The 21,291-nt window shown below is 59.5% G+C and carries 19 protein-coding genes and 1 pseudogene; 10 read left to right on the top strand and 10 right to left on the bottom strand.

Translation table 11 applies throughout. From position 1 onward, the window contains the following. Positions 1-107: 107 nt before the first annotated feature. The 7 genes from G1E_RS01625 to G1E_RS01595 all read right to left on the bottom strand — a co-directional run bounded on the left by G1E_RS01625 (position 108) and on the right by G1E_RS01595 (position 8,748). Positions 108-1,070: a cyclase family protein gene (locus G1E_RS01625; RefSeq protein ID WP_016486894.1), complete on the bottom strand. Its 963-nt coding sequence runs from the start codon at positions 1,068-1,070 to the stop codon at positions 108-110. 48 nt (positions 1,071-1,118) lie between these two features. After that, entirely contained in the window at positions 1,119-2,498 is a 1,380-nt protein-coding gene (locus G1E_RS01620; RefSeq protein ID WP_052960499.1) for a nitrate/nitrite transporter, read from the bottom strand. A gap of 229 nt (positions 2,499-2,727) precedes the next feature. Next, positions 2,728-4,323, bottom strand: coding sequence for a GMC family oxidoreductase (locus G1E_RS01615; RefSeq protein WP_009684909.1), 1,596 nt, complete (start codon positions 4,321-4,323; stop codon positions 2,728-2,730). Beyond that, positions 4,316-5,134, bottom strand: coding sequence for a shikimate dehydrogenase (locus tag G1E_RS01610; RefSeq protein ID WP_016486891.1), 819 nt, complete (start codon positions 5,132-5,134; stop codon positions 4,316-4,318). Before G1E_RS01610 ends, G1E_RS01615 begins: the two co-directional genes overlap by 8 nt. A gap of 5 nt (positions 5,135-5,139) precedes the next feature. Then, positions 5,140-6,573, bottom strand: a complete 1,434-nt coding sequence (locus tag G1E_RS01605) for an aldehyde dehydrogenase family protein (protein ID WP_009684907.1) — start codon at positions 6,571-6,573, stop codon at positions 5,140-5,142. Positions 6,574-6,755: 182 nt separating this feature from the next. Beyond that, complete coding sequence (locus G1E_RS01600; RefSeq protein ID WP_009684906.1) at positions 6,756-7,664, bottom strand: LysR family transcriptional regulator; 909 nt, start codon at positions 7,662-7,664, stop codon at positions 6,756-6,758. A 46-nt stretch (positions 7,665-7,710) separates the two neighbouring features. Further along, positions 7,711-8,748, bottom strand: coding sequence for a substrate-binding domain-containing protein (locus G1E_RS01595; RefSeq protein ID WP_009684905.1), 1,038 nt, complete (start codon positions 8,746-8,748; stop codon positions 7,711-7,713). Positions 8,749-8,945: 197 nt separating this feature from the next. Between G1E_RS01595 and G1E_RS01590 the strand changes: the two genes are divergently transcribed. The 6 genes and pseudogenes from G1E_RS01590 (at position 8,946) to G1E_RS01565 (ending at position 15,161) form a co-directional block, all read left to right on the top strand. Then, positions 8,946-10,157 (top strand): ABC transporter substrate-binding protein, encoded by a 1,212-nt coding sequence (locus G1E_RS01590; protein WP_009684904.1) that lies wholly within the window; start codon positions 8,946-8,948, stop codon positions 10,155-10,157. A 64-nt stretch (positions 10,158-10,221) separates the two neighbouring features. Beyond that, the gene (locus G1E_RS01585; RefSeq protein ID WP_009684903.1) at positions 10,222-11,100 is read left to right on the top strand and encodes a branched-chain amino acid ABC transporter permease; all 879 of its coding nucleotides are present in this window, start codon (positions 10,222-10,224) and stop codon (positions 11,098-11,100) included. 10 nt (positions 11,101-11,110) lie between these two features. Next, positions 11,111-12,889, top strand: a complete 1,779-nt coding sequence (locus G1E_RS01580) for an ATP-binding cassette domain-containing protein (protein WP_009684902.1) — start codon at positions 11,111-11,113, stop codon at positions 12,887-12,889. Beyond that, positions 12,876-13,580, top strand: coding sequence for an ABC transporter ATP-binding protein (locus G1E_RS01575; protein WP_009684901.1), 705 nt, complete (start codon positions 12,876-12,878; stop codon positions 13,578-13,580). The genes G1E_RS01580 and G1E_RS01575 overlap by 14 nt, the downstream gene beginning before the upstream one ends. Beyond that, positions 13,577-14,394 (top strand): annotated as a pseudogene (locus G1E_RS30095) (NAD(P)H-quinone oxidoreductase). The gene G1E_RS01575 and the pseudogene G1E_RS30095 overlap by 4 nt, the downstream one beginning before the upstream one ends. Beyond that, a complete protein-coding gene (locus G1E_RS01565; RefSeq protein ID WP_009684898.1) occupies positions 14,391-15,161 on the top strand; it encodes an SDR family NAD(P)-dependent oxidoreductase in 771 nt (256 codons plus the stop codon). Before G1E_RS30095 ends, G1E_RS01565 begins: the two are co-directional and overlap by 4 nt. A 105-nt stretch (positions 15,162-15,266) precedes the next feature. On the opposite strand, the gene G1E_RS01560 is transcribed toward G1E_RS01565, so the two are convergent. Continuing rightward, positions 15,267-15,731: an Lrp/AsnC family transcriptional regulator gene (locus G1E_RS01560; RefSeq protein ID WP_009684897.1), complete on the bottom strand. Its 465-nt coding sequence runs from the start codon at positions 15,729-15,731 to the stop codon at positions 15,267-15,269. 118 nt (positions 15,732-15,849) lie between these two features. Here G1E_RS01560 and G1E_RS01555 point away from each other — a divergent pair, with 118 nt between their 5' ends. Genes G1E_RS01555 through G1E_RS01540 form a run of 4 tightly spaced genes read left to right on the top strand, consistent with a single transcriptional unit; the run spans position 15,850 to position 19,064 of the window. Further along, positions 15,850-16,569 (top strand): AzlC family ABC transporter permease, encoded by a 720-nt coding sequence (locus tag G1E_RS01555; protein ID WP_009684896.1) that lies wholly within the window; start codon positions 15,850-15,852, stop codon positions 16,567-16,569. After that, positions 16,566-16,868, top strand: a complete 303-nt coding sequence (locus tag G1E_RS01550) for an AzlD family protein (RefSeq protein WP_033690795.1) — start codon at positions 16,566-16,568, stop codon at positions 16,866-16,868. The genes G1E_RS01555 and G1E_RS01550 overlap by 4 nt, the downstream gene beginning before the upstream one ends. 27 nt (positions 16,869-16,895) lie before the next feature. Beyond that, a complete protein-coding gene (brnQ, locus tag G1E_RS01545) occupies positions 16,896-18,230 on the top strand; it encodes a branched-chain amino acid transport system II carrier protein (protein WP_016486888.1) in 1,335 nt (444 codons plus the stop codon). A 33-nt stretch (positions 18,231-18,263) separates the two neighbouring features. After that, complete coding sequence (locus tag G1E_RS01540) at positions 18,264-19,064, top strand: alpha/beta fold hydrolase (RefSeq protein ID WP_009684893.1); 801 nt, start codon at positions 18,264-18,266, stop codon at positions 19,062-19,064. Between the two features lie 97 nt (positions 19,065-19,161). On the opposite strand, the gene lipA is transcribed toward G1E_RS01540, so the two are convergent. Together lipA and gcvT are read right to left on the bottom strand one after the other, a co-directional pair. After that, positions 19,162-20,109, bottom strand: a complete 948-nt coding sequence (gene lipA, locus G1E_RS01535; RefSeq protein WP_099815951.1) for a lipoyl synthase — start codon at positions 20,107-20,109, stop codon at positions 19,162-19,164. A gap of 4 nt (positions 20,110-20,113) precedes the next feature. Further along, positions 20,114-21,238, bottom strand: a complete 1,125-nt coding sequence (gene gcvT, locus G1E_RS01530) for a glycine cleavage system aminomethyltransferase GcvT (RefSeq protein WP_009684891.1) — start codon at positions 21,236-21,238, stop codon at positions 20,114-20,116. Positions 21,239-21,291: the final 53 nt, after the last annotated feature.

Below are 21,291 nucleotides of genomic sequence, written 5' to 3'. Positions count from 1 at the left end.
GCAACTTGTTCGGAGTTTCCTTAACCCCGCGCGAGTCGCACTCAGCATTGCGTTCTGCGCATAGATGACTCTAGCGCGAGGGCGCCATTATGGCGCCCCAACGCAGGCTACTTGATTACGATCGGATTGACCGGTGCGCCAGTCCCCCCTACTACCTTCAGCGGCGCAGCGGTGTACAAGAAAGTCCATTGCCCATCTTCGGCACAGTCGGCGGCAAGCGGATCCAACTGCGCAATCTCTGTCAGGGTAATACCAAGATTACGCATCAATGCGTTATGCAGTGGCAACGCGACGCCGGAAACCGGGTCGACGGTTACTTCGTTGGCAATGGTGTCAGTCACGATGTTGGGAATTTCCATGTCCTGGAACCATTGCACAAGCTCCGGGCTATAGGTCAGTCCCGGTTCGATGAAGTCTTTGTAGAACTCTTCGCTGTCGCGATAGTAGAACGAACCGATCCATCCTGTACGAATGAGCAGAATGTCGCGTTTCTGGATCTTGACGCCTTGAGCGGCAGCGGCGTTCATCAAATCCTCGTGATTGAAGGTTTCCCCTGGTGCCAACACCTGCTTGTCGCGAAAGCGCGCCATGTCGATGAGAATCCCACGCCCCACGACGCCCTTTTCCCCAATCGGTGCGACGCTGGCCTTCGCCAGCCCGCCGATGGTGGTGTCTGCATCGTAGCCGTTCCAGATCTGATCGTCGTACCACACGTGGCCAAGGGCGTCATATTGCGTTGAGCCCTGCAGATGGAAAAACATCACATCGTCAGCATACTCGTAGCAACCTGGGAAATGCGGTCCTTTTCCACAGTTGTAGTGCCCGCGATCCATGATGTTCATACGCCGCGCCGGAGTACGTCCTGGCCAAACCGGATCGCCCTTCTCATCGCCAATACGAACCTGCAGGGTAAAGGTCTTCCCCTGCCGGACTTGGCTGACACCCTCCAAGGCTTCCTTGGCAGTGAGGTAGTTCAGACAGCCGACTTCATCGTCAGCGCCCCACTTACCCCAATTGCGCGGAGCGTCTTTAAGCAGTTCACGTACGTGAGGTACTTTTTTATCGGACATGATTGTTCTCGTTTGTTGTTGTGACCATCAATCAGAATAGGGAGCGTCTCAACTCATGTTGCACGCGCTGCGGCTGACCAGCGACCGGTCATAACGCTTGAACCAACCCGCCGTTTCCCGGGTGAACAGTGCCGTCAACAGTGCCGCCACGAACATCAGCGCTGAGATGAACACCAGGGCAAGGTGATAACCTGCGGACTGCTCGAAACCGCCTCCGGCCCCAATGAACAAACCAATCAGCAGCGGGCCGAAACCACCCGCGTAAATGCCTGCGTTAACCACCGAGCCTGCCAAGCCAGTCGTGCCGGGTTTGGCTGAGTCGAATGCGATCGCATACAGCAAGGTGTAGGGCGCATTCATGGCGAAACCGGCAAACAACTGCACGCCGATCAGCCACCCGAGGCTGACCGAGGTATAGCGGAACAGATACATGCCCACGCCCAGCCAGAGAAAGACGATCACCAGGCTCAACTTTCGACCGATTCGATCCGATAGCCATCCCCACAGGATCTGGCCGATCCCACCCGTGATAGTGAAGAGCACAGAGTACGCTGCGGCTTGGGCAAAGTTGTAATGCGCAACGAACGCGAGGTATTGCGGCAACCAGAAGCTGATGCCGAAGTAGCCGACTATTGCGAACATCGAGATCAGGGCAATGACGCTGATATTGGGGTTTCGCAGGACGTCCTTAAGCACACCTTTTTGCGGGATTGCAGGTGTATCGCTCAGACTCGGTGCGGTTTCACCAACGGCGGCGACATGCGCCGTAAATTTTCGATAGCGCGCTGCCGTGCTGAACTTCCAGTACAAGGTGAATACGATGATCATGGGAATCGGGAACAGCAAGAACGCATAGCGCCAGTTTTCCGGGCCGTAGGCGTTCAATAGCGCACTGATCGCCACACCACCAATCAACGTGCCCCACGGGTAACCCGTGTGGTGAAGACCGAGCGCGAAGCCGCGACGCTCCTTGGACCACCACTCGGCCAGGGAGGTGACCTCCACGGCCTCGCCCACCCCGCCAAAAGCATGGGAAAGGATCTGCAAGCACACCAGCACGCCCAATGAAGCGGTGAGGAAGTTGAAGCCCGTCAGGAACGTGAACAGCGTATAGGCGAATACGATAGGCAAATGCCGATATTTGCGCCGCCAGCCATGACCACCTTTATCCACCCATACCATCAGTGGCACAGCGAGCAACGATGTCGAGATGGTGATGACCGCCGCCAGTAACCCGGCCATTTCAGCGCTGGTTTTGAACTCGCTGGTGATTGAAGGCAACACCATGAAAAACAGGTGCCGTGAATTGGCGTCCAGCGCATACACCAGCCAGAGCAGCAGCATCGCGCCCCAGGAGACAGCGCCGGCGCCCTGTATTTTTTTTGTAGAAAGGCCAACAGCGGATTGAGGGTCGCTGCGAAGTTCCATTAGAAAGCTCCGATATTTGATTATTGTTATTTATTGGCTTCCTGGCCCGCTCATGCACGAGGGTGCATGAACCTCTCACTCAGCACGCCTGGTGCGTGGAAACGAGTGTGTTCAAGCTTATGCCGACAGGCATGCACAGAGCATCGCTGCCCAGAGCAAACCCGCTTTGCCTGTGCGGCACGGCAACTTGGCAGGCTCCTTGCGTTACGCCTGCCATTTGGCACGGGAACTAGGGCAGATAGTCCTCAAGGATCAGATCCGCCGCCCGCTCCGCCACAGCCATTACCGCGCCCTGGATATTCCCTGAAACCATGGAAGGCATCACCGAGGCGTCGACCACTCGCAGCCCCTGCAAGCCATGCACCCTAAGTCGCGAGTCGACGACTGCGCTTGCGTCTTCGCCCATCCGACAGGTGCCCAGAGGGTGGTAGATGGTCTGCCCTGTCTTGCGGGCAAACTCCAGCCATTGTTCATCTGACTGCGCCTGCAGCCCAGGGCTGGTTTCCTCCTCGACGAAGCGGGCCATGGCTGGCTGCATGACGATCCGACGCGCGATCTTCATGCCCTCGACAATACAGCGCTGGTCTTCGTCTGCAGCCAGCATGTTGGGACGAATGGCCGGCATCGCGTTTCGGTCACTGCTTTCAATATGCACCGAACCAATCGACTTGGGCCGCAGTTGGCTGACCCCGATGGTCATGCCAGGATGCTTGTCCAATATCCGATTCGCAGCATTGGCATAGCTGGCGTGCACGAAGAAATACTGGATATCCGGCGTAGGCAAGCCTGGGTCGGTCTTGATGAACCCATGCACCAGGCCGGTTCCCAGCGTCAGGATGCCGGTTCGCCGGGTAAAGTATTCGGTCACTGCCAGCCCCAGCCGCCAGCCACGTGCCAGCTCATTCAAGGTCACGACGTTCTTCATGCGCCAGTTCATGCGGGTAGCAAAGTGGTCGATGTAGTTCTCCCCGACCCCGCGTAGCTCGTGCTTGAGTGGTACACCAGCGGCGAGCAGCACCTGCGGCTGGCCAATGCCGGACAATTCCAGCAACTGCGGAGACTGGATGGCACCGGCGCAAAGAATGACTTCAGCATTGGCTTTGATGCTGACTTGCTCACCATTGTGTACATAGGTTACGCCCGTGCAGCGTTTCCCCTGCACGTCGACCCGCAGTACATGCGCATGGAGGACGATGTGCAGATTTGCCCGTGACCTGGCCGGTTTGAGGTAGCCGTCGACTACACTCCAGCGCCGCCCATCTTTTTGCGCCACTTGGTAGTAGCCAAAACCGGTCTGATCCCGGCCGTTGTAGTCAGCATTGTGAGGATGACCATCCTGCGCAGCTGCTTCCAGGAAAGCGGTGGACAGCGTGAAACGCTCGCTGACCTGGTGGATGTGCATGGGGCCCTGGTGCCCACGCGTCTCATCCCCCGATGCATAATTCTCGATCTTTCTGAAGTAAGGTTTGAGTGTTTCGAAGTTCCAACCCTTGGCGCCTGATTCTGCCCATGCGTCATAGTCGCCTGGTTGGCCGCGCACGTAGATCATGCCATTGATCAACGTCGAACCACCCAGGCCTCGCCCGCGGGGCACAGCGATTTCACGATTGTAGGTGCCGGCTTCAGGTTTGGTCTTGAAGTCCCAGTTGAAACGTTTGTCCACCATCAGTTTGCTGAACCCAGCCGGAATCGGGATCCAACGGCCATTGGGCTCCCCGCCTGCTTCCAGCACCAGCACACTGTGTTTGCCTGATGCAGTCAGGCGGTTGGCCAGGATGCAACCGGCGGTGCCGCCACCGACGATGACATAGTCGTAGTTATTCATGGGTTGCTCCCATCGCCGCGGCCATGAGCGCGATCTGGGACTGCAGCATTGGCCGCCCCGGATGGACCCGACAGCCGCGCTCGGCAGCCGCAACCAGCAAGGGGGTATGTTCAGGCTGCATGATGATTTCCGCCACGGTTTGCTCCGGGGTCAGGCGCTGAACCTCGCACGGATAATCATCGCTATCGCGCAGTCCCATCGAGGTAGCGTTCACCACCAGGTCGTGCCCAGAAGGGTCCCTGCCCCCCAGCTTGAAAGATACATCTGGGAAAAATCCCGCGAGGCGGGTCACCAGTTGCTGTGCTTTGGCCTCGGTGCGGTTGGCAATTGTCAGCAGTGCCACGCCGGCCTCAGCCAGGGCAAAGGCGATCGCTTGCGCGGCGCCACCGGCCCCAGCGAGATAAACCGTCTTGCCGGCAGGCTCGATCGCCGCGTTGCGCAGGCCGGCGACAAACCCGACTCCGTCGAGGATGTCACCATGCAGCCGCCCTTCGGCATCCCGACGTACGACATTTACCGCGCCCACTTGGCGAGCCGCCGGTGACAAGCTGTCGCACAACGGCACGATGGCGCTCTTGTGTGGGACCGTGACCACAAACCCGTCCAGATTCTGCAGGGCCCGCAGGCCATCGACCGCGGTAGCAAGCTGAGTCTCGTCGACATGAATGGGCACCATCACCCTGTCATGCCCCCAGGACCGCATGAGTGCGTTCATGTCTTCTGGTGTTTTCACATGCACAATGGGGTCGGCGACGATGGCAAAGAGCCGTGTATTTCCGGTGATTTTTTGAGTATTCGATGGTTCGCGCATGGAGCTCAGGCCTGTGTATAGGTGGTCTTGATGGCGGTATAGAACTCACGGGCGAACGGGCCTTGCTCCCGTGCACCATAGCTGGAGCCTTTGCGCCCGCCGAAAGGAGCGTTGTAATCGACCCCCGCCGTTGGCACATTGACCATCACCATGCCGGCCGTGGAGCGTGCCTTGAAGTCGCTGGCGTGCTTGAGCGAAGTGGTGCAAATGCCGGACGACAAGCCGAACTCGGTATCGTTGGCCAGGCGCAGGGCATCATCGTAATCCCGGGCGCGAACCACACTGGCGACTGGCCCGAACACTTCCTCGCGGTTGATCCGCATATGATTTTCGGTGTCGACGATCAGTGCCGGGTTCAGGTAGTAGCCCTGAGTTGCTCGCACTACACGTTCGCCACCGAAAACCAGACGCCCGCCCTCGCGGGTGGCAATATCGATGTAATCGCAGTCCTGCTGCAGTTGGCTTTCGCAGACGACGGGACCAATGTCCGTACCTGCTTTGGTGGCGTTGTCGATATTCAGCATCGCCAGCCGCTCGACGACAGCAGCTACGAAACGATCATGAATGGCGTCTTCGACGATGAAGCGACTTGAGGCAGTACAACGCTGGCCTGTCGAGAAAAACGCGCCTTGCACCGCCACTTCGACAGCCTGCTCGAGGCTGGCATCGTTGAGCACTACCAGTGGATTCTTACCGCCCATCTCAAGCTGAACCTTGGCACCCCGCGCCATACATTCGAGGCCGATGGAACGCCCAGTCTGGGTTGACCCGGTGAACGACAACGCCCTGACCTTGGGATGCTTGGCGAACACATTGCCAACCTGGGAGCCTGGGCCCATGACCAGGTTGAAAACACCTGCCGGGAGCTGACCTGCGCGGCTTATGATCTCCGCAAGGGCCCAGGCGCTAGCGGGTACCAGGTCTGCCGGTTTGAACACCACCGCATTGCCATATGCCAATGCCGGCGCAATTTTCCAGGCGGGGATGGCAATGGGGAAATTCCAAGGAGTGATGATGCCCACTACGCCTTCAGGCTCGCGCCGTACTTCGGCTTCGACATCCGGACGAATATTTGCGAGGCGTTCGCCCGACAGACGCAGAGCTTCGCCCGCGAAAAACTTGAACACCCTGCCGGCGCGGACCACCTCGCCGACGCCCTCTACTAGCGTCTTGCCCTCCTCCCGTGAAAGCAGCAAGCCGAGTTCTTCTTTGCGTGCGAGTATCTCGGAGCCGATCCGGTCTAAGGCATCGCCACGCTGTTCAGCGCTCATCCGGGCCCAGGTGGGTTGCGCATCATGCGCAGCCTCTACGGCCAGCTCAGCCTGGCGGGTATCGGCCCTAGCGTATTCGCCGACGATATCGGTGATATCCGATGGGTTGATATTGCGATTGATACTCGCACCCTCGACCCACTGGCCAGCAATGTAGTTCTTGTTCATAGCCTATTCCGATTGACAGAGTGTCTGGACAGTCGCGTCCGGCAGCTACGAAATGCTATCCGGGGCACTGACGACACCTTAATCGAACAGGTCGCAGGCGAGTTGTGACTCCACGGCAAAGGGGGTTTTCCCTGAGTTCACAGGACCGCAAGTATGACAGGCAGGGTTCTCCCCCTTTTTTGTTAACGCTTCGCCTTTGCTGGAGGCTGGATCGTCCAGGGATTCAGCGCGATATGCTGCTCCATCGCCTTGATAAAGGCCCTGATACGGGGACTGACATTCTTGCGGTTTGGGTAGATCAGATAAATCGGCTGCGCGATGCGGCTTTGATAAGACTCCAGCACCGGCAGCAATCGCCCGGCTCTCAGGTCCTTACCGATATGGAAATCGGCGAGTCGAACAATGCCGCCACCATTCAACGCGAGCGAGCGCAGCAAGTCCCCTTGTGTGAATGTCGAACGGGGCTTGATGGGAACGATCGTTGTCTCGCCAGCGTGCTCGTAGCTCCAGATGTTCCAGGGGCTGTTGAACGCGAAGTGGAAGCAATCGTGTTCGAGCAGGTCGGCAGGCGTTTGCGGCCGACTACGCTTCTCCAGGTAGGAAGGAGCAGCGCAGGTAATCCATTGGGCCTCACCAATACGTCTGGCAACGCGCGATGAATCAGGCAATACACCACTGTGAATGGCAACATCCAGGCCGTGATCGAACTGATCAACATACTGCGCGCCCACCTCGATGGTCACCGAGAGATCCGGATGATCAGCCAGGAAGTCTGGCAGCCAAGGTATGATCTGATGCTTGGCGAACGTCGCCATCGTATGGATGCGCAAACTTCCGCTTAGCCGGCCAGGAAAAAGCTCGGCGAGGGAGTCGGCTTCCGCCATGGCGTCCATGACCGCACGGGCACTGGTCAGGTAGACCGCCCCCTCCTCGGTTAGCGTCAAGGCTCGGCTCCCGCGCTGAAACAGGCGTACTGAAAGGCGATCTTCCAAGCGAGTGACAAGTTTGCTGATCGCTGATGGCGACAGGTCATTGGCCCGAGCAGCGGCCGAGAAGCTCCGATGCTCATAGGCCCACAAAAAAGCAAGCATCTGCGCGTAGTTTTCTTTGTCCAAGGTGAGTGCCTCAGTTCAAGCGCTATTTACGGTTTGGCAGATCAACACTTGGACTCGCGCTGCTTTCGCGCGTGACCAGTGAAATGTCCAGTTCGACAACCCGCTCAATCTGGATACCTTCGACCTGCGCAATCATCATGTCGGCGCTGAGTTGCCCGATTTCGAAAATCGGGATCCTGATCGAGGTCAATGAGGGCGATGCAATCGCGCTGAAACTGATGTCGTCGAAGCCGGTGATGGTCATCTGCGTCGGCACGCAGACTCCCCGACGTTTAGCTTGCTCGCAGGCCCCCAGCGCCAGCAGGTCTGTGGTGCAAACCAGCGCAGTCGGTCGCGGTTGCATGGCAAACACCTGCTCGAAACCGGCGCGTCCGCCGTCAAGGCTGAATGGCTGTTCGATCATCCGGTTTTCAGGAATATCGAGCCCCATCTGCGCAAAGCGTTTACGCACCCCTTCGATTCGATACCTGGCACGCTCGTTGTACTGGCGCTGTCCGGTGAGAATTGCAACGTCCCGGTGGCCTAGCGCAAGCACATGGTCCGCGATCAACTCGCCTCCCCGCACATTGCTGAAGCCCACCGCGCAGTGTTCACGGCAATCATCCACCGACCACATCAGGACGTAGGGGCGCTGTGATCGCTGCAACAGTTCGAACACCGCAGGATCATGGTCTGTGCCCACCAGGAAAATCCCTTCCACACCTCTTTCGATAAAGTTACGCACACTGGAAAGCTCTCGCTCACGATCGTACTCGTGCGAGGCAATGATCAGTTGGTAGCCACTTGTATTGAGCCGCTGCTGCAGCGCCTGGATCGAGTCAGCGTAGATCGGGTTGTTCAATGTGGGGAAGATCGCAGCGACACTGAAGGTACGCCGTAATGCGAGGGCTCGCGCAGCGCCGTCCATCACATACTGCAGCTGCCGTACAGCCGCATCGACCTTGGCAAGCGTGCTTGGTTTGACCTGGTCCGGGTTGGACAAGGCACGAGAAGCACTGCCCAGTGAAACGCCGGCCAGACGTGCCACGTCGCGCAGTTTTGGTTTGTCGTTTTTTGTCATGGTGGTGGTAACTCCTGCTTGACAGCAGTGTATCACCAGACTTAAAAATGAACCGGTTCATTTATGAACAAAGTCGTCCTGAATCAACAATAAGACCACAGCCACGCAGCCCACGCCTTGCCAGGCGTTTTTTTTGACCCTGTAATTGAACCGGTTCAAATCCATGCGGCATGGCTGATACACCAGGAGGCAACACAATGAAAATCATGCCCTGGGCCATCAATGGCCTTGCTGCCCTTACCCTGTCAGTCTCGCTCACCGCACATGCCGATGTGCCAATAGGTGCCCTCTACCCACTCAGCGGAGCCCTCGCACTGCTGGGCGATGAGAGTTTTCGCGGGGTCGAATTGGCCGTGGAGCAGCGCAATGCCGCTGGCGGCCTCAACGGTGAGCGAATCAAGCTGATCAAGGCCGATGCAGTGGATGCCGCGCAAGCGGTCAGCGCCGCTCGCCGGCTTACCTCCAGCGACAACGTCGCTGCGGTGTTCGGCAGTTACTCCTCGGCATTGTCTTTCGCCGCCACGCAAGTGACCGAGCTGGCCGGCATTCCTTATTTCGAGCTCGGAGCCGTGGCCGACAACATCACCGATCGTGGGCTTCAAAACGTTTATCGCAGCAACCCCACCGCTCGTAATTTCGCCGAAGGCACCATCACCGCCATCACCCAACTGGTCGCTCCTCAACTGAAGGTTGATGCCAAGAGCCTGAAGATTGCGATCATTCATGAAGACGCGCTGTACGGCACGACCATCGCCAACTTCCAGAAAGAGTTGGCGGCCAAGGAAGGCTTGCAAGTGGTGGAGGTGCTGCCCTACTCCGCCAAAGCCGTCGACCTTTCGTCACTTATCCTGCGCCTCAAAGGCGCTGGCGCCGATGTTGTGTTGCAAACCTCCTACCAGAACGACACCACCCTGTTCTTCCGACAGATCCGTGAAGCCGGCTTTGCGCCTAAGGCCATCATCGGTGCCGGTGGAGGCTATTCCATGCAGGACACCGTCAAGGTGGTCGGCGCGCAGAACATCGAAGGCGTACTGGACGTCGATTTCCCGCAGTTCCAGACCAACGAGGCCGGTGCACCGGGCATCGCTGCCTTCGCCGAAGCCTATCGCGCACGCTACGGCAGCGAGCCGCGCTCAGGCCACAGCCTGATCAACTATGTCGGCGCCAAGGTATTCCTCGATGCCATGGCCAGCGCCAAATCGCTCGATGCCGAAGACATCCGCGAAGCGGTAAAGACGATCGACATTCCGATCGGTCAGACCGCCGCGAACATCGGTGCGAAGTTCGCTGCCAATGGCCAGAACGAGCGCGCACAAACCACCATCATGCAGTGGCAGCAGGGCGTGCTTAAAACCGTCTATCCCCAAGCCGCCGCCGTTGCCCAGGCCACTCTGGCCAGCCAGCCCTGACCCACACGCTGTACGCAGGCCCGCGTCGTGCTTGTGGCGCGCCGCCTGCGCATGAGGACCTTTCATGGATATCTTCCTGCAACTTCTGCTGAACGGTGTGTTGCTGGGTGGCACGCTCGCCATCATCAGCATCGGTCTGACGCTGATTTTTGGCATCGTCCGGGTGGTCAACTTCGCCCATGGCGAGTTCCTGATGATCGGCATGTACGCGGTGTACCTGATGAACGTGCATTTCGGCCTGCACCCCTACGCCACGGTCATTCCTGCAGTGGCGCTGCTGTTTGTGCTGGGCGCGGGCATGCAGCGCTTCATCATCCAACCCCTATTGGCCGCCGAAGGGCACATTCAGATCTTCGCCACGGTTGGGGTGTCGATCGCCCTGATGAACGCTGCGCTGATGGTATTCGGTGCCGATGTGCTCACCGTGAGCAATCCGAGCGGTGTGGGGGCCGGCAGTTTGGCCGTCGGCCCGCTGCGGGCTAACACCGGCCAGTTACTGACGTTCATGGTTTCGCTGGCACTGGTCGGCGGCCTGCACTGGTTCCTGCACAACACCTTCCTGGGGCGCGCCGTGCGCGCCACGGCACAGCACCGCAATGCCGCGTTGCTCATGGGGGTGAACGTAAACCGCATCTACATCTTCGCCTTTGGCCTGGGCTGCGCCTGCCTGGGGCTGGCGGCGGCGATGATCGCGCCGCAGTACCCGGTGTTTCCGACCTTCGGCACCTTCTTCGTCCTCACCGCGTTCGTCATCGTGGTGCTAGGTGGACTTGGCAGCCTCTCCGGTGCCTTGGTTGGTTCGTTGCTGATCGGCGTCGTCGACAGCCTGGCTGGCTATTACATCGCCCCTGACCTCAAGGAAGTCGTGTACTTCCTGATTTTCCTGGCGATTCTCATTTTCCGCCCCACCGGTCTGTTCGGTGCCGGGCGTGGCTCAGAATAGGAGCTAACCGATGAACTTTCTTCATCCGCGCATCTACCTCAGCTTTGCAGCGCTGTCGCTGTTGCTGATCATCCCGTTCTCGGCGGGCTCGAACTTTGTCTTCCACCTGTTCATCCTGATCTGCAGCTATGCAGCACTGGCCAGTGCCTGGAACATCGTCGGCGGCTTCGCAGGCCAGCTGTCCCTGGGCCATGCGGTGTTCTATGGCACCGGCGCCTACGTCAGCACCCTCCTGCTGCTGCACCTCGGCATGAGCCCGTGGCTCGGCATGCTTGTGGGCGCGGTCGTGTCCACCGTGCTGGCCGTAGTTATCAGCTGGCCCTGCTTCCGACTGCGTGGGCCTTTCTTCGCCTTAGCGACCATTGCTGTACTGGAGGTAGTGCGCCTGCTGGTCATCAATCAGCATGACCTCACCGGCGGCGCTGCGGGCCTGGCCGTGCCTCTGAAGCTGGGGGCGGAGTGGATGCTGTTCCGCGCACGTTGGCCTTACCTGTTGATCGCATTCGGTTTCCTTGCAATCACCTTGCTGGTTTCGTGGAAAATCAAGCATTCGCGCCTGGGCTATTACCTGATCGCTGTACGCGAGCGCGAGGACGCAGCCCAGGCCGTGGGCGTCAACGCAGTCAAGGTCAAACTGATCGCCGTGGCGTTGTCCGCGGCGCTGACCAGCCTGATCGGAAGCTTCCACGCCATGTACCTGACCTTCATCGAGCCTGGTGCCATGTTCTCGCTGGAGCTGTCCATCCAGATCGCCATGTTCGCCCTGATTGGAGGCCTTGGGACCTTGTCGGGGCCTCTGATCGGTACCCTGATCGTGTTGCCGCTGGCAGAGCTTGCACGTGGCTGGCTAGGCGACGCCGGCAGCGGCGTACACGGGCTTGTCTATGGACTGGTGCTGGTAGCCTTTGTCCTGACAATTCCACAAGGCCTGGTAGGGCGCTTCGGGCAGAGGGTCAGTGCGTGGGTGGACCGGCTACCTGGCGGCAAGCCCAACACCGTGCCGCCAGCCGCAGCACGCCCGGTATCCCAGCCGTCGAAGCATACGGGCCAACCGATTCTGGTCGCGGAAAACCTGCACAAGTTTTTCGGCGGGTTGCACGCGACCAACGACGTGTCGCTGACCCTCAACGAGGGTGAGATCGTGGGTGTGATCGGCCCCAACGGTGCCGGCAAGACCACCGTGTTCAACCAACTCTCGGGATTTATCCAGCCCTCCTCGGGCCAGGTGAAGGTACGCACGGCAGCCGGTCAGTGGGTAACGCCGTCCAGCCCTGCGCAGTTCGCCGTGGCCGGCATTGGCCGTACGTTCCAGATCGTGCAGCCGTTCGCTGACCTGAGCGTGTGCGAGAACATCATGCTCGGCGCATTCATGCACACCCGCGACCCCGTCGAAGCCCGGCAGATCGCCACCAAGGTTGCCGCCCTCACCGACCTTGGCCCACTGCTCGACACCCGCGCACGCAACCTCACGGTCGGTGGCATGAAACGCCTGGAAATGGCCCGTGCGTTGGCCACGCGCCCGCGCGTCCTACTGCTGGATGAAGTCATGGCGGGCCTGAACCCCACCGATGTCGGCAAGGCCATCGAGATCATCCGCCGTGTGCGTGACACGGGGGTCAGTGTGCTGATGATCGAGCACATCATGCAGGCAACCATGACCTTGTCCGACCGCATCGTGGTGATCAGTACCGGCGCGGTACTGATGGATGGCGAACCACAAGCTGTGGTGACCAATCCGCAAGTCATCGAAGCTTATCTGGGCAAGGAGTACGACCATGCTGCGGCTTGAAAACATCCATGCTGGCTATGGCAATACGGAGGTCCTGCGAGGCGTCTCTCTCGAGGTCAAGGCGGGTGAAGTGGTGACCTTGGTAGGCGCGAATGGAGCCGGCAAGACCACAACACTTCGCAGCCTCTGCGGCCTGATCCGCCCCTCTCTCGGCACGGTCGAATTCGAAGGCCGCCGCCTCGACGGGTGTGCCCCTGACGAGATTGTCGCTGCCGGCGTCACGCTGATTCCCGAAGGGCGCCAGTTGTTCCCGTTCATCAGCGTACGCGACAACCTGCTGATGGGAGCCTATAAAAAGGCCGCTCGGCCTGCGGTCAAGCAACGCCTGGAACAAGTGCTGGAGCTGTTCCCGCGGGTACGTGAGCGATTGGAGCAACATGCCGGTTCACTATCGGGTGGTGAGCAACAGATGGTCGCCATCGCACGCGGGCTGATGTCTGATCCCAAATTGCTGATTTTCGACGAGCCGTCTCTGGGATTGTCGCCGCTGCTGGTTTCCCAAGTGTTCGGCATCATCGACAAGATCCTCGCGCTGGGTACCACGGTACTGATCGTCGAGCAGAACATCGTCCATACCCTGCGTGTCGCTCATCGCGGCTACGTGCTGGAGAACGGCAGCATCACCCTGACAGGCACAGGGCAAGAACTGCTGGAGAATCCCCATGTCAAGCGGGCGTACCTGGGGCTATGAAGGAGCGGCAGACTATGGAGCAGAAGATGCTGTTGATTGAACACCGCCCAGGAGGCAGTGCTGCTTGCCTGCATCTGACCGAGGCTGACATCCCGACCCCGGCCGCTGACGAAGTGCTGATCCGGGTTGCGTATGCCGGCGTGAATCGCCCGGACATTTTGCAACGCTCCGGCAGCTATCCGCCCCCTGTTGATGCTTCACCTTACCTGGGCCTGGAAGTCTCCGGTGAAGTCGTGGCTGTCGGCGCTGGCGTACAGAACGTGCAGGTTGGCACGCACGTCTGTGCACTCACGCCGGGGGGCGGTTATGCCGAGTACTGTTGTGCACCGGCCGCGCATTGCCTGCGGGTTCCCGTTGGTTACAGGCCTGTCGTAGCGCAGGCGCCAGCAGGGTCATCAACTACCACGAAGAAGACTTCGTCGAGGTGATCGACGCCGAAACCGCAGGCAAGGGGGTCAACCTGATCCTCGATATGGTCGGGGGTAGCTACCTGCAACGAAATATCGATGCGCTGGCCGTGGAAGGCCGGCTTGTGCAAATCGCCTTCCTCGAAGGCAGCCAGGTGGACCTGAACGTCATGCCGATCATGCTCAAGCGCCTGACGTTTACCGGCTCGACACTTCGCGCCCGACCCAAAGCAGAGAAGGAGGCGATCGCCGACGCTTTGCAGGTCCACGTCTGGCCTCTGCTCGATTCCGGTCTCTGCCTGCCGGTTATTCACTCTACTTTCCCTCTGTATCAGGCCGCACAAGCTCATGCGCTGATGGAGACCAGTCGTCACATCGGCAAGATAATGTTGGAGATAAACCCATGATTGCAGGACGTCACAGCGGTAGAAATGTTCTGGTTTCAGGCGCGGCAAGCGGTATCGGCGCGGCTATCGCACAACGCTATTGCGAAGAAGGTGCCCGCGTTGCGCTACTCGACCTCAACCCGCAAGCCGTGCAAGCACAAGGTGAAGCACTGCGCGCCCAGGGCTTCCACGTTGCCTGGCAAGCTGCAGATGTTGGCGACTTTGAACAATGCCAGCATGCCTGTGCGCTGCTGGCTGAGGAAATCGGTCGCGTGGATACGCTCATCAACAATGCGGGAATTTCCCCAAAGCATGAGGGCAAGCCTGCCCCGATCTGGCAGATGAGCCCAACGGAATGGCAGCAGGTGGTTGCGGTAAATCTGAACGGCGCGTTCAACCTGTCACGTTTGCTTTCGCCCTCGATGGTCGAGCAACGCTTCGGCCGCATCATCAACATGTCCTCGGTGGCAGGCAGTGCGTACCTACCTTTGGTCGCAGCACACTACAGCGCTACCAAGGCGGCCATCATTGGCTTTACCCGACACCTGGCCGGAGAACTCGGTGCCTATGGCATCACGGCCAATGCTCTGGCACCTGGGCGCATCGAAACCCCTCTGTTGAAGACGGTTGCCTCCGCAGCCAATGAAGCAGTGATCGCCGATACGCCGTTGCTCAGGCTGGGGCAGCCGTGTGAGGTCGCCGACGCGGCGTGCTATCTGAGTGCGCCAGATAGCGCATTTATCACTGGCCAGGTGCTGGATGTGGCAGGTGGCTGGCTTATGCGTTAATTACTTTCCAACGCGTTATCAAATAACGCGGGCTGCCGGCTTCGGTGGCTCGCGGACCTTGTCGGCATCGGCTCAAAACGCCCGCAATAAAATCGAGGCCACAACTTACACCGGCAGTTCGGTAGTGAGCTTGATCTTTTCCATTGGAACCTCGGTTTTGACATTTTGCACCACGTCCAGGCTTGTCAAATGAGCGATCTGGAAGCGTCGATAAGCCTCCAGGTCTGCTGCCACTACTCTAAGCATGAGATCACAATCGCCTGCCATCACGTGGCACTCCACCACTTGCGGTAACTGGCGGACGGCGTTGATGAACTCATCGGTGGTGGCCTGGTCCTGGCGCTTGAGCCAAACCCGGACGAACAAAGTCAGCCCTAGCGCCACTTTCGCCGGGTCCACCAGCGCCACGTAGCGTTCAATCACGCCAGATTCCTCCAGCAGGCGGACCCTACGCAGGCATGGCGATGGGGAAAGCCCGACCTGCTTGGCAAGCTCCTGATTTTGCAGGCGACCATCTCTCTGCAGGGCGCTCAAGATGCGGCGATCGATAGCATCTAGCTTGATTGGCATTGGATTCTCGCTATAGGAAAATTCTGAAACTGGATGCTAAATGCTCATGCTGATCATGCAATTACGCAAGCAAATTTCAGCGACAAATTGAAATAATTTGCCTCCAACGGAGGTGCGTATGAATGTCATTGAACCTGCTCTGAGTGATCCCCCAGCCACAACACCCAACGACGATTTGCGCCGCGGAGCAATAGCTGCCGTACCCGTTCTGCTGGGCTTCATTCCCTTTGCCTTGGTGCTCGGCGCCCAGGCATCGCAACGCAGTCTTGCTGCAGGCGAGGTCGCGCTGATGACCGGCTTGAACTTTGGCGGCGGCTCGGAATTCGCCGCTATCGAGCTCTGGACATCACCTCCGGCAATCCTGGTGATCGTAGCCATGACCTTGCTGGTCAATAGCCGACACCTGCTGATGGGCGCGACTTTGGCACCCTACCTGCGGGATTTGCCGCTGAGGCAGGCGCTCGGCGCGTTGTTCTTCATGTGCGATGAGAGCTGGGCCATGGGCCTGGCCGATGCGCGCCGACGCGCAGGCTTCAGCTTGCGCTATTACATGGGCGTTTCGTTGTGCCTCTGGGGCACTTGGGTCTGCTTTACCACCCTCGGCGCATTGGTAGGGCCGCTGCTGGGCGACCTGCATGGCTACGGCTTCGACATGGCCTTCGCGGCAGTCTTTCTGGTACTGCTCAAGGGCATGTGGAAAGGTGTGCATGCCGCCCTGCCCTGGCTCTTCAGTCTAATCACTGCAGCACTCTTTTATCTGTTGATCCCCGGTGGCTGGTATGTGCTGGCTGGCACCGTTGCAGGACTGGTCAGCGCCTACCTGTGGGCCAAACCATGATGGATATCACCACCTTGGTCACCATCCTTGGGATGGCCGTCGTCACTTACCTGACTCGCATCATGGGTTTTCTGCTGTTGCGTAAACGGGTCATCGGCCCACAGCTCACCCAGGTGCTCGAGGCAGCCCCCGGTTGTGTGCTGATTGCAGTGATCGCGCCAAAATTCGTCAGTGGACAGCCGTCTGACCTGATTGCCTTGGGCCTCACCCTAGTTGCGGCCACCCGTTACTCCTTCTTCCCGGTGGTGGTATTCGCCATCGTTGTCACTGCTGCTCTGCGAACGGCCTTGCCGAGCTGAACGTTCACCTTTCTGAAGAAAATCCCAATGGTTAATCTTTCCAAGCGAGACTTGCTAGCTCTCGGTTTCATGACCTTTGCGCTTTTTGTCGGCGCCGGTAACATCATCTTTCCGCCTATGATCGGCCTGAGCGCGGGTGACCAGGTATGGACCGCCGCCGCAGGCTATTTCATCACTGCCGTAGGCATGCCGGTACTCGCGATTGTCGTTCTGGCTCGATTTGAAGGCTCCATGGACAAGCTGTGCGCGCCACTGGGGAAACTGGCTGCGCGCACATTGGCAATCGTTTGTTTTCTGTGTATTGGCCCCCTGTTTGCTACTCCGCGCACCGCTACCGTGTCATTCGAGGTTGGTGTAGCACCGTGGCTCGGCAACAGCCCTGCGCACTTGTTCGCTTACAGCGCCCTCTATTTTGCCTTGGTCCTGGCGGTATCCCTGTATCCCGGCCGGCTGTTGGACTCGGTGGGCCGCTGCCTTGCGCCGATCAAGGTAGCTGCTTTGGCGATCCTCGGTGTTGGAGCATTCATCTGGACTGCGGGTCCACAAGGTCCTGCTGAGCCACCGTTCGATACCCAGGCCTTCAGTAAAGGGCTTACGGAAGGCTACCTGACCATGGATACATTGGCCTCACTGGTATTCGGTGCAGTGGTAGTGAACGCCTTGAAACATCGCGGCATCCATGCGCCGCGGCAGCTGTTCAAATACAGCGTCATCGCAGCGTTGATTGCCGGTGTGGGTCTAAGCCTGGTCTACGCCAGCCTTTTCGAACTGGGGGCTCATGCAGGCGGGCTCGTCGATCATGCCGACAATGGTGCTCAGGTGCTCAATGCCTATGTACTGCATACCTACGGCGCAGTCGGCTACTGGCTCCTGGCATTCCTGATCACCATCGCCTGCCTGGTAACGGCGATTGGACTGACCTGCGCATGCGCAGAAGCATTCAGCAAATTCTTGCCGCTCGGTTACCGAACACTGGCAGCGCTGCTCGCTGGATTTTCCTTCGCTGTCTCCAACGTGGGACTTACCCAACTGATCGCGGTGTCTGTACCGGTGCTGACCGCAATCTACCTGCCTTGCATCGCAATCATTCTGCTCAGCCTGATTAGCTCTCGCCTCAACAGCCCTGCGCGGGTATTGATACCGGTAACCGCTTGCGCACTGGGTTTCGGCCTTATCGACGCATGCATGGCAGCGGGTTTACTGCCACCGAGTGTTCTGCTCTGGGTCAGTCAACTCCCCTTGGCTAACGCCAGCCTTGCTTGGTTACTGCCCTCCTTGGCCATATTTTTCGTCGCAACTGTTTACGACCTGTACAAAGGAGCGAAAACCCGCTCATCTTCTCTGTCGCCGGAGTCGGCCTGACCAAGTGATTTACCTTTTGAACGGAGCACGGGTATGACCGACATTGCCAAGCAGTCACACAGGATCGAGACGCCACGAGGTCATTTGTATGCAGAGTGTTGGAGTCCGCGGAAATCACGCGGGGTTCCAATCGTGCTTCTGCACGATTCACTAGGGTGTGTGGAACTGTGGCGCGATTTTCCGCTGCGGTTGGCCCAGTCTTGTGGGCGCGAGGTGATCGCCTACGACCGGCTTGGTTTTGGGCGCTCTAGCGCTTGCTTGGTCAATCTGACACCGAGCTTCATCGAGGATGAAGCTCACGGTGATTTTCAAGCAGTGCGTGAATACTTCCAACTAAGCCAATTCGTGGTTTTCGGCCATAGCGTAGGCGGCGGCATGGCGGTTGGCTGCGCGGCCGCCCATCCGCAAGCATGCCACGGACTGATTACCGAGTCCGCCCAAGCTGCAGTCGACAACGCGATCCTTGACGGTATCCGTTCCGCAGCGCGGCGGTTTGCCCTGCCTGGCCAGATGGAACGACTTCAGCAGTACCATGGAAAGAAAGCTGAGTGGGTTTTGCGCAGTTGGGTCGATACTTGGCTCTCGGAGGAATTTCGGCAGTGGAACCTTGATAGGCAACTGGCCCAGGTACAGTGCTCAGCGCTGGTTCTACATGGAGACCGCGACGAGTATGGGACTCGGCATCATCCCGAGCGTTTGTGTGCTGGGATAAGCCGAGCGCCTACTTTGCACATGCTGGAAAACTGTGGGCACCTGCCGCATAGGGAGTACCCAGACCAAGTACTCGCGGCTACGAGCGTGTTCCTTGCTAAGTCAGCCGGACACCTGTACTAGCGCCGTGCACGCTTGCTATCCGGTGGTTCCACAACTCTCACCGAACGCATTGGCAGCTGCGCTGGAACCCTTACAGCGAAAGGGTTCCAGCGGGCCTTTAGCGAACTGGGTGAACATTCCCGAGTTGTTGATCTGCATGGTAGGAAGATCGCACCAACGGACCAGAAGCTACATGCCTGAAGCCCATCCTCGCCCCCTCCTCGGCAAACCAGGCAAACACGTCGGGATGCACGAATCGCTGCACTGGCAAGTGACTGCGCGACGGCTGCAGATACTGCCCCAGCGTCAGCATATCCACCCCGTGCTCACGCATCCGCGTCATCACCTTAATCACCTCCTCGTCCGTCTCCCCTAGCCCGAGCATCAGGCCTGATTTGGTCGGCACCTCCGGGACCAACTGCTTGAACCGCTCCAGCAAATCCAGAGACCACTCGAAGTCCGACCCCGGCCGCGCTGCTTTGTACAAGCGAGGTACCGTCTCCAGGTTGTGGTTGAACACATCCGGCGGCGCTTCGGCGGTGATTGCCAACGCCGCCTCCATTCGCCCACGATAATCCGGCACTAGCGTCTCCAGCTGGATCCCAGGGCACTTCGCACGAATCTGGCGAATGCATTCGGCAAAATGCCCCGCACCGCCATCGCGCAGGTCGTCGCGGTCCACCGACGTAATCACCACGTATTTCAGGCGCAAATCGGCAATCGCGGTGGCCAGGTTACGCGGCTCGTCCACATCCAGCGGCCTGGGCCGACCGTGCCCGACATCGCAGAACGGACAGCGCCGCGTACAGATATCGCCCATGATCATGAAGGTCGCCGTGCCCCCGGAGAAACACTCCCCCAGGTTTGGACACGAGGCTTCCTCGCAGACGCTGTGCAGCTTGTGCTTACGCAGCAACGCCTTGATTCGTGCCACCTCGGGCGAGGCGGCGATCTCCACGCGGATCCAGTCCGGTTTGCGTGGCACATCCTCGGTGGGCAGGATCTTCACCGGAATCCGCGCCACCTTGTCGGCGCCACGCAGCTTCACCCCTGTCTGCACAGCCATGACCTCAGCCACGGTAGTAACGCTGCGCAACGAACGGCGTCCGCACTACCTGCATCGGCACCAGCTTGCCGCGCACCTGGGCGAAGACTTCGCTGTCCAGCGCCGCCTGCTCGCTCTGCACGTAACCCATGGCCAGTGGCCCGCCCAGGCTCGGGCCAAAACCGCCGCTGGTAACGCGGCCGATCACCTCCTCGCGGGCATTGACGGTCAGCGTGCCCTCGCGCACCGGCACCCGCTCCTTCGGCAGCAGGCCGACGCGCTTGCTGGCCACGCCATCGCGCTGCTGGGCGAAGATCTGCTCGGCACCGGGGAAGCCGCCGGCACGTTCGCCATCGGCACGTCGTACCTTGGAAATCGCCCAAGCTAGGCTGGCCTCGATCGGCGTGGTGCGGGTTTCCATATCGTGGCCATACAGGCACAGCCCCGCCTCCAGGCGCAGCGAGTCGCGCGCACCGAGGCCGATGGCCGCCACCTCGGGCTCGGCCAGCAGCGAGCGGGCCAGCATCAGCGCCGCCTCGACCGGCACCGAGATTTCATAGCCGTCCTCGCCGGTATACCCCGAGCGGCTGACATAGCAATCGACACCCAGCAGGCGTAGCGGCGCGAACTGCATGAAGGTCATGCCGGTCACTTCCGGCGCCAGGCGCGCCAGCACCCGCGCCGCCGCCGGCCCCTGCAGGGCGAGCAAGGCTCGGCTGTCGAACAGCGATTCCACTTCGCAAAGGCCTTCCAGGTGCTGCTGCAGATGACGCAAGTCCTGTTCCTTGCAGGCGGCGTTGACCACCAGGAACAGCTCGTCATCCGCCAGCCGCGCGACCATCAGGTCGTCGAGGATGCCCCCGTCGGCGCTGGTGAACAGCGCGTAACGCTGCATACCCACCGGCAGGTCGACGATATCCACCGGCACCAGGCGCTCCAGCGCCTTGCCGGCATCCACGCCGCGCAGGCAGATCTGGCCCATATGGGAGACGTCGAACAGGCCGGCCTGCTCGCGGGTGTGCAGGTGTTCCTTGAGTACGCCCAGCGGATACTGGACCGGCATCGCGTAGCCGGCAAACGGCACCATGCGCGCACCCAATTCCAGGTGCAGAGCGTGCAACGGTGTCTTTTGTAGTGTTTCAGTGGACATGGGGTGACTCCAGGCATTCGGTAGAGACGACGGCCAGCGTGCTGCTGGCCGTC

It is taken from the genome of Pseudomonas sp. TJI-51 (assembly GCF_000190455.2).
Taxonomy (GTDB): domain Bacteria; phylum Pseudomonadota; class Gammaproteobacteria; order Pseudomonadales; family Pseudomonadaceae; genus Aquipseudomonas; species Aquipseudomonas juntendi.
The sequence above is the reverse complement of the archived record's forward strand: the minus strand, read 5'-3'. Positions and strand labels throughout refer to the sequence as shown.

Coding starts and splice junctions, on each gene's coding strand:
- G1E_RS01550 (WP_033690795.1), top strand. CDS start 16,566: ATGATGGATATCACCACCTTGGTCACCATCCTTGGGATGGCCGTCGTC.
- G1E_RS01575 (WP_009684901.1), top strand. CDS start 12,876: ATGCTGCGGCTTGAAAACATCCATGCTGGCTATGGCAATACGGAGGTC.
- lipA (WP_099815951.1), bottom strand. CDS start 20,109: ATGGCTGTGCAGACAGGGGTGAAGCTGCGTGGCGCCGACAAGGTGGCG.
- G1E_RS01580 (WP_009684902.1), top strand. CDS start 11,111: ATGAACTTTCTTCATCCGCGCATCTACCTCAGCTTTGCAGCGCTGTCG.
- brnQ (WP_016486888.1), top strand. CDS start 16,896: ATGGTTAATCTTTCCAAGCGAGACTTGCTAGCTCTCGGTTTCATGACC.
- G1E_RS01595 (WP_009684905.1), bottom strand. CDS start 8,748: ATGACAAAAAACGACAAACCAAAACTGCGCGACGTGGCACGTCTGGCC.
- G1E_RS01605 (WP_009684907.1), bottom strand. CDS start 6,573: ATGAACAAGAACTACATTGCTGGCCAGTGGGTCGAGGGTGCGAGTATC.
- G1E_RS01625 (WP_016486894.1), bottom strand. CDS start 1,070: ATGTCCGATAAAAAAGTACCTCACGTACGTGAACTGCTTAAAGACGCT.
- G1E_RS01590 (WP_009684904.1), top strand. CDS start 8,946: ATGAAAATCATGCCCTGGGCCATCAATGGCCTTGCTGCCCTTACCCTG.
- G1E_RS01615 (WP_009684909.1), bottom strand. CDS start 4,323: ATGAATAACTACGACTATGTCATCGTCGGTGGCGGCACCGCCGGTTGC.
- gcvT (WP_009684891.1), bottom strand. CDS start 21,238: ATGTCCACTGAAACACTACAAAAGACACCGTTGCACGCTCTGCACCTG.
- G1E_RS01600 (WP_009684906.1), bottom strand. CDS start 7,664: ATGCTTGCTTTTTTGTGGGCCTATGAGCATCGGAGCTTCTCGGCCGCT.
- G1E_RS01565 (WP_009684898.1), top strand. CDS start 14,391: ATGATTGCAGGACGTCACAGCGGTAGAAATGTTCTGGTTTCAGGCGCG.
- G1E_RS01585 (WP_009684903.1), top strand. CDS start 10,222: ATGGATATCTTCCTGCAACTTCTGCTGAACGGTGTGTTGCTGGGTGGC.
- G1E_RS01620 (WP_052960499.1), bottom strand. CDS start 2,498: ATGGAACTTCGCAGCGACCCTCAATCCGCTGTTGGCCTTTCTACAAAA.
- G1E_RS01560 (WP_009684897.1), bottom strand. CDS start 15,731: ATGCCAATCAAGCTAGATGCTATCGATCGCCGCATCTTGAGCGCCCTG.
- G1E_RS01610 (WP_016486891.1), bottom strand. CDS start 5,134: ATGCGCGAACCATCGAATACTCAAAAAATCACCGGAAATACACGGCTC.
- G1E_RS01555 (WP_009684896.1), top strand. CDS start 15,850: ATGAATGTCATTGAACCTGCTCTGAGTGATCCCCCAGCCACAACACCC.
- G1E_RS01540 (WP_009684893.1), top strand. CDS start 18,264: ATGACCGACATTGCCAAGCAGTCACACAGGATCGAGACGCCACGAGGT.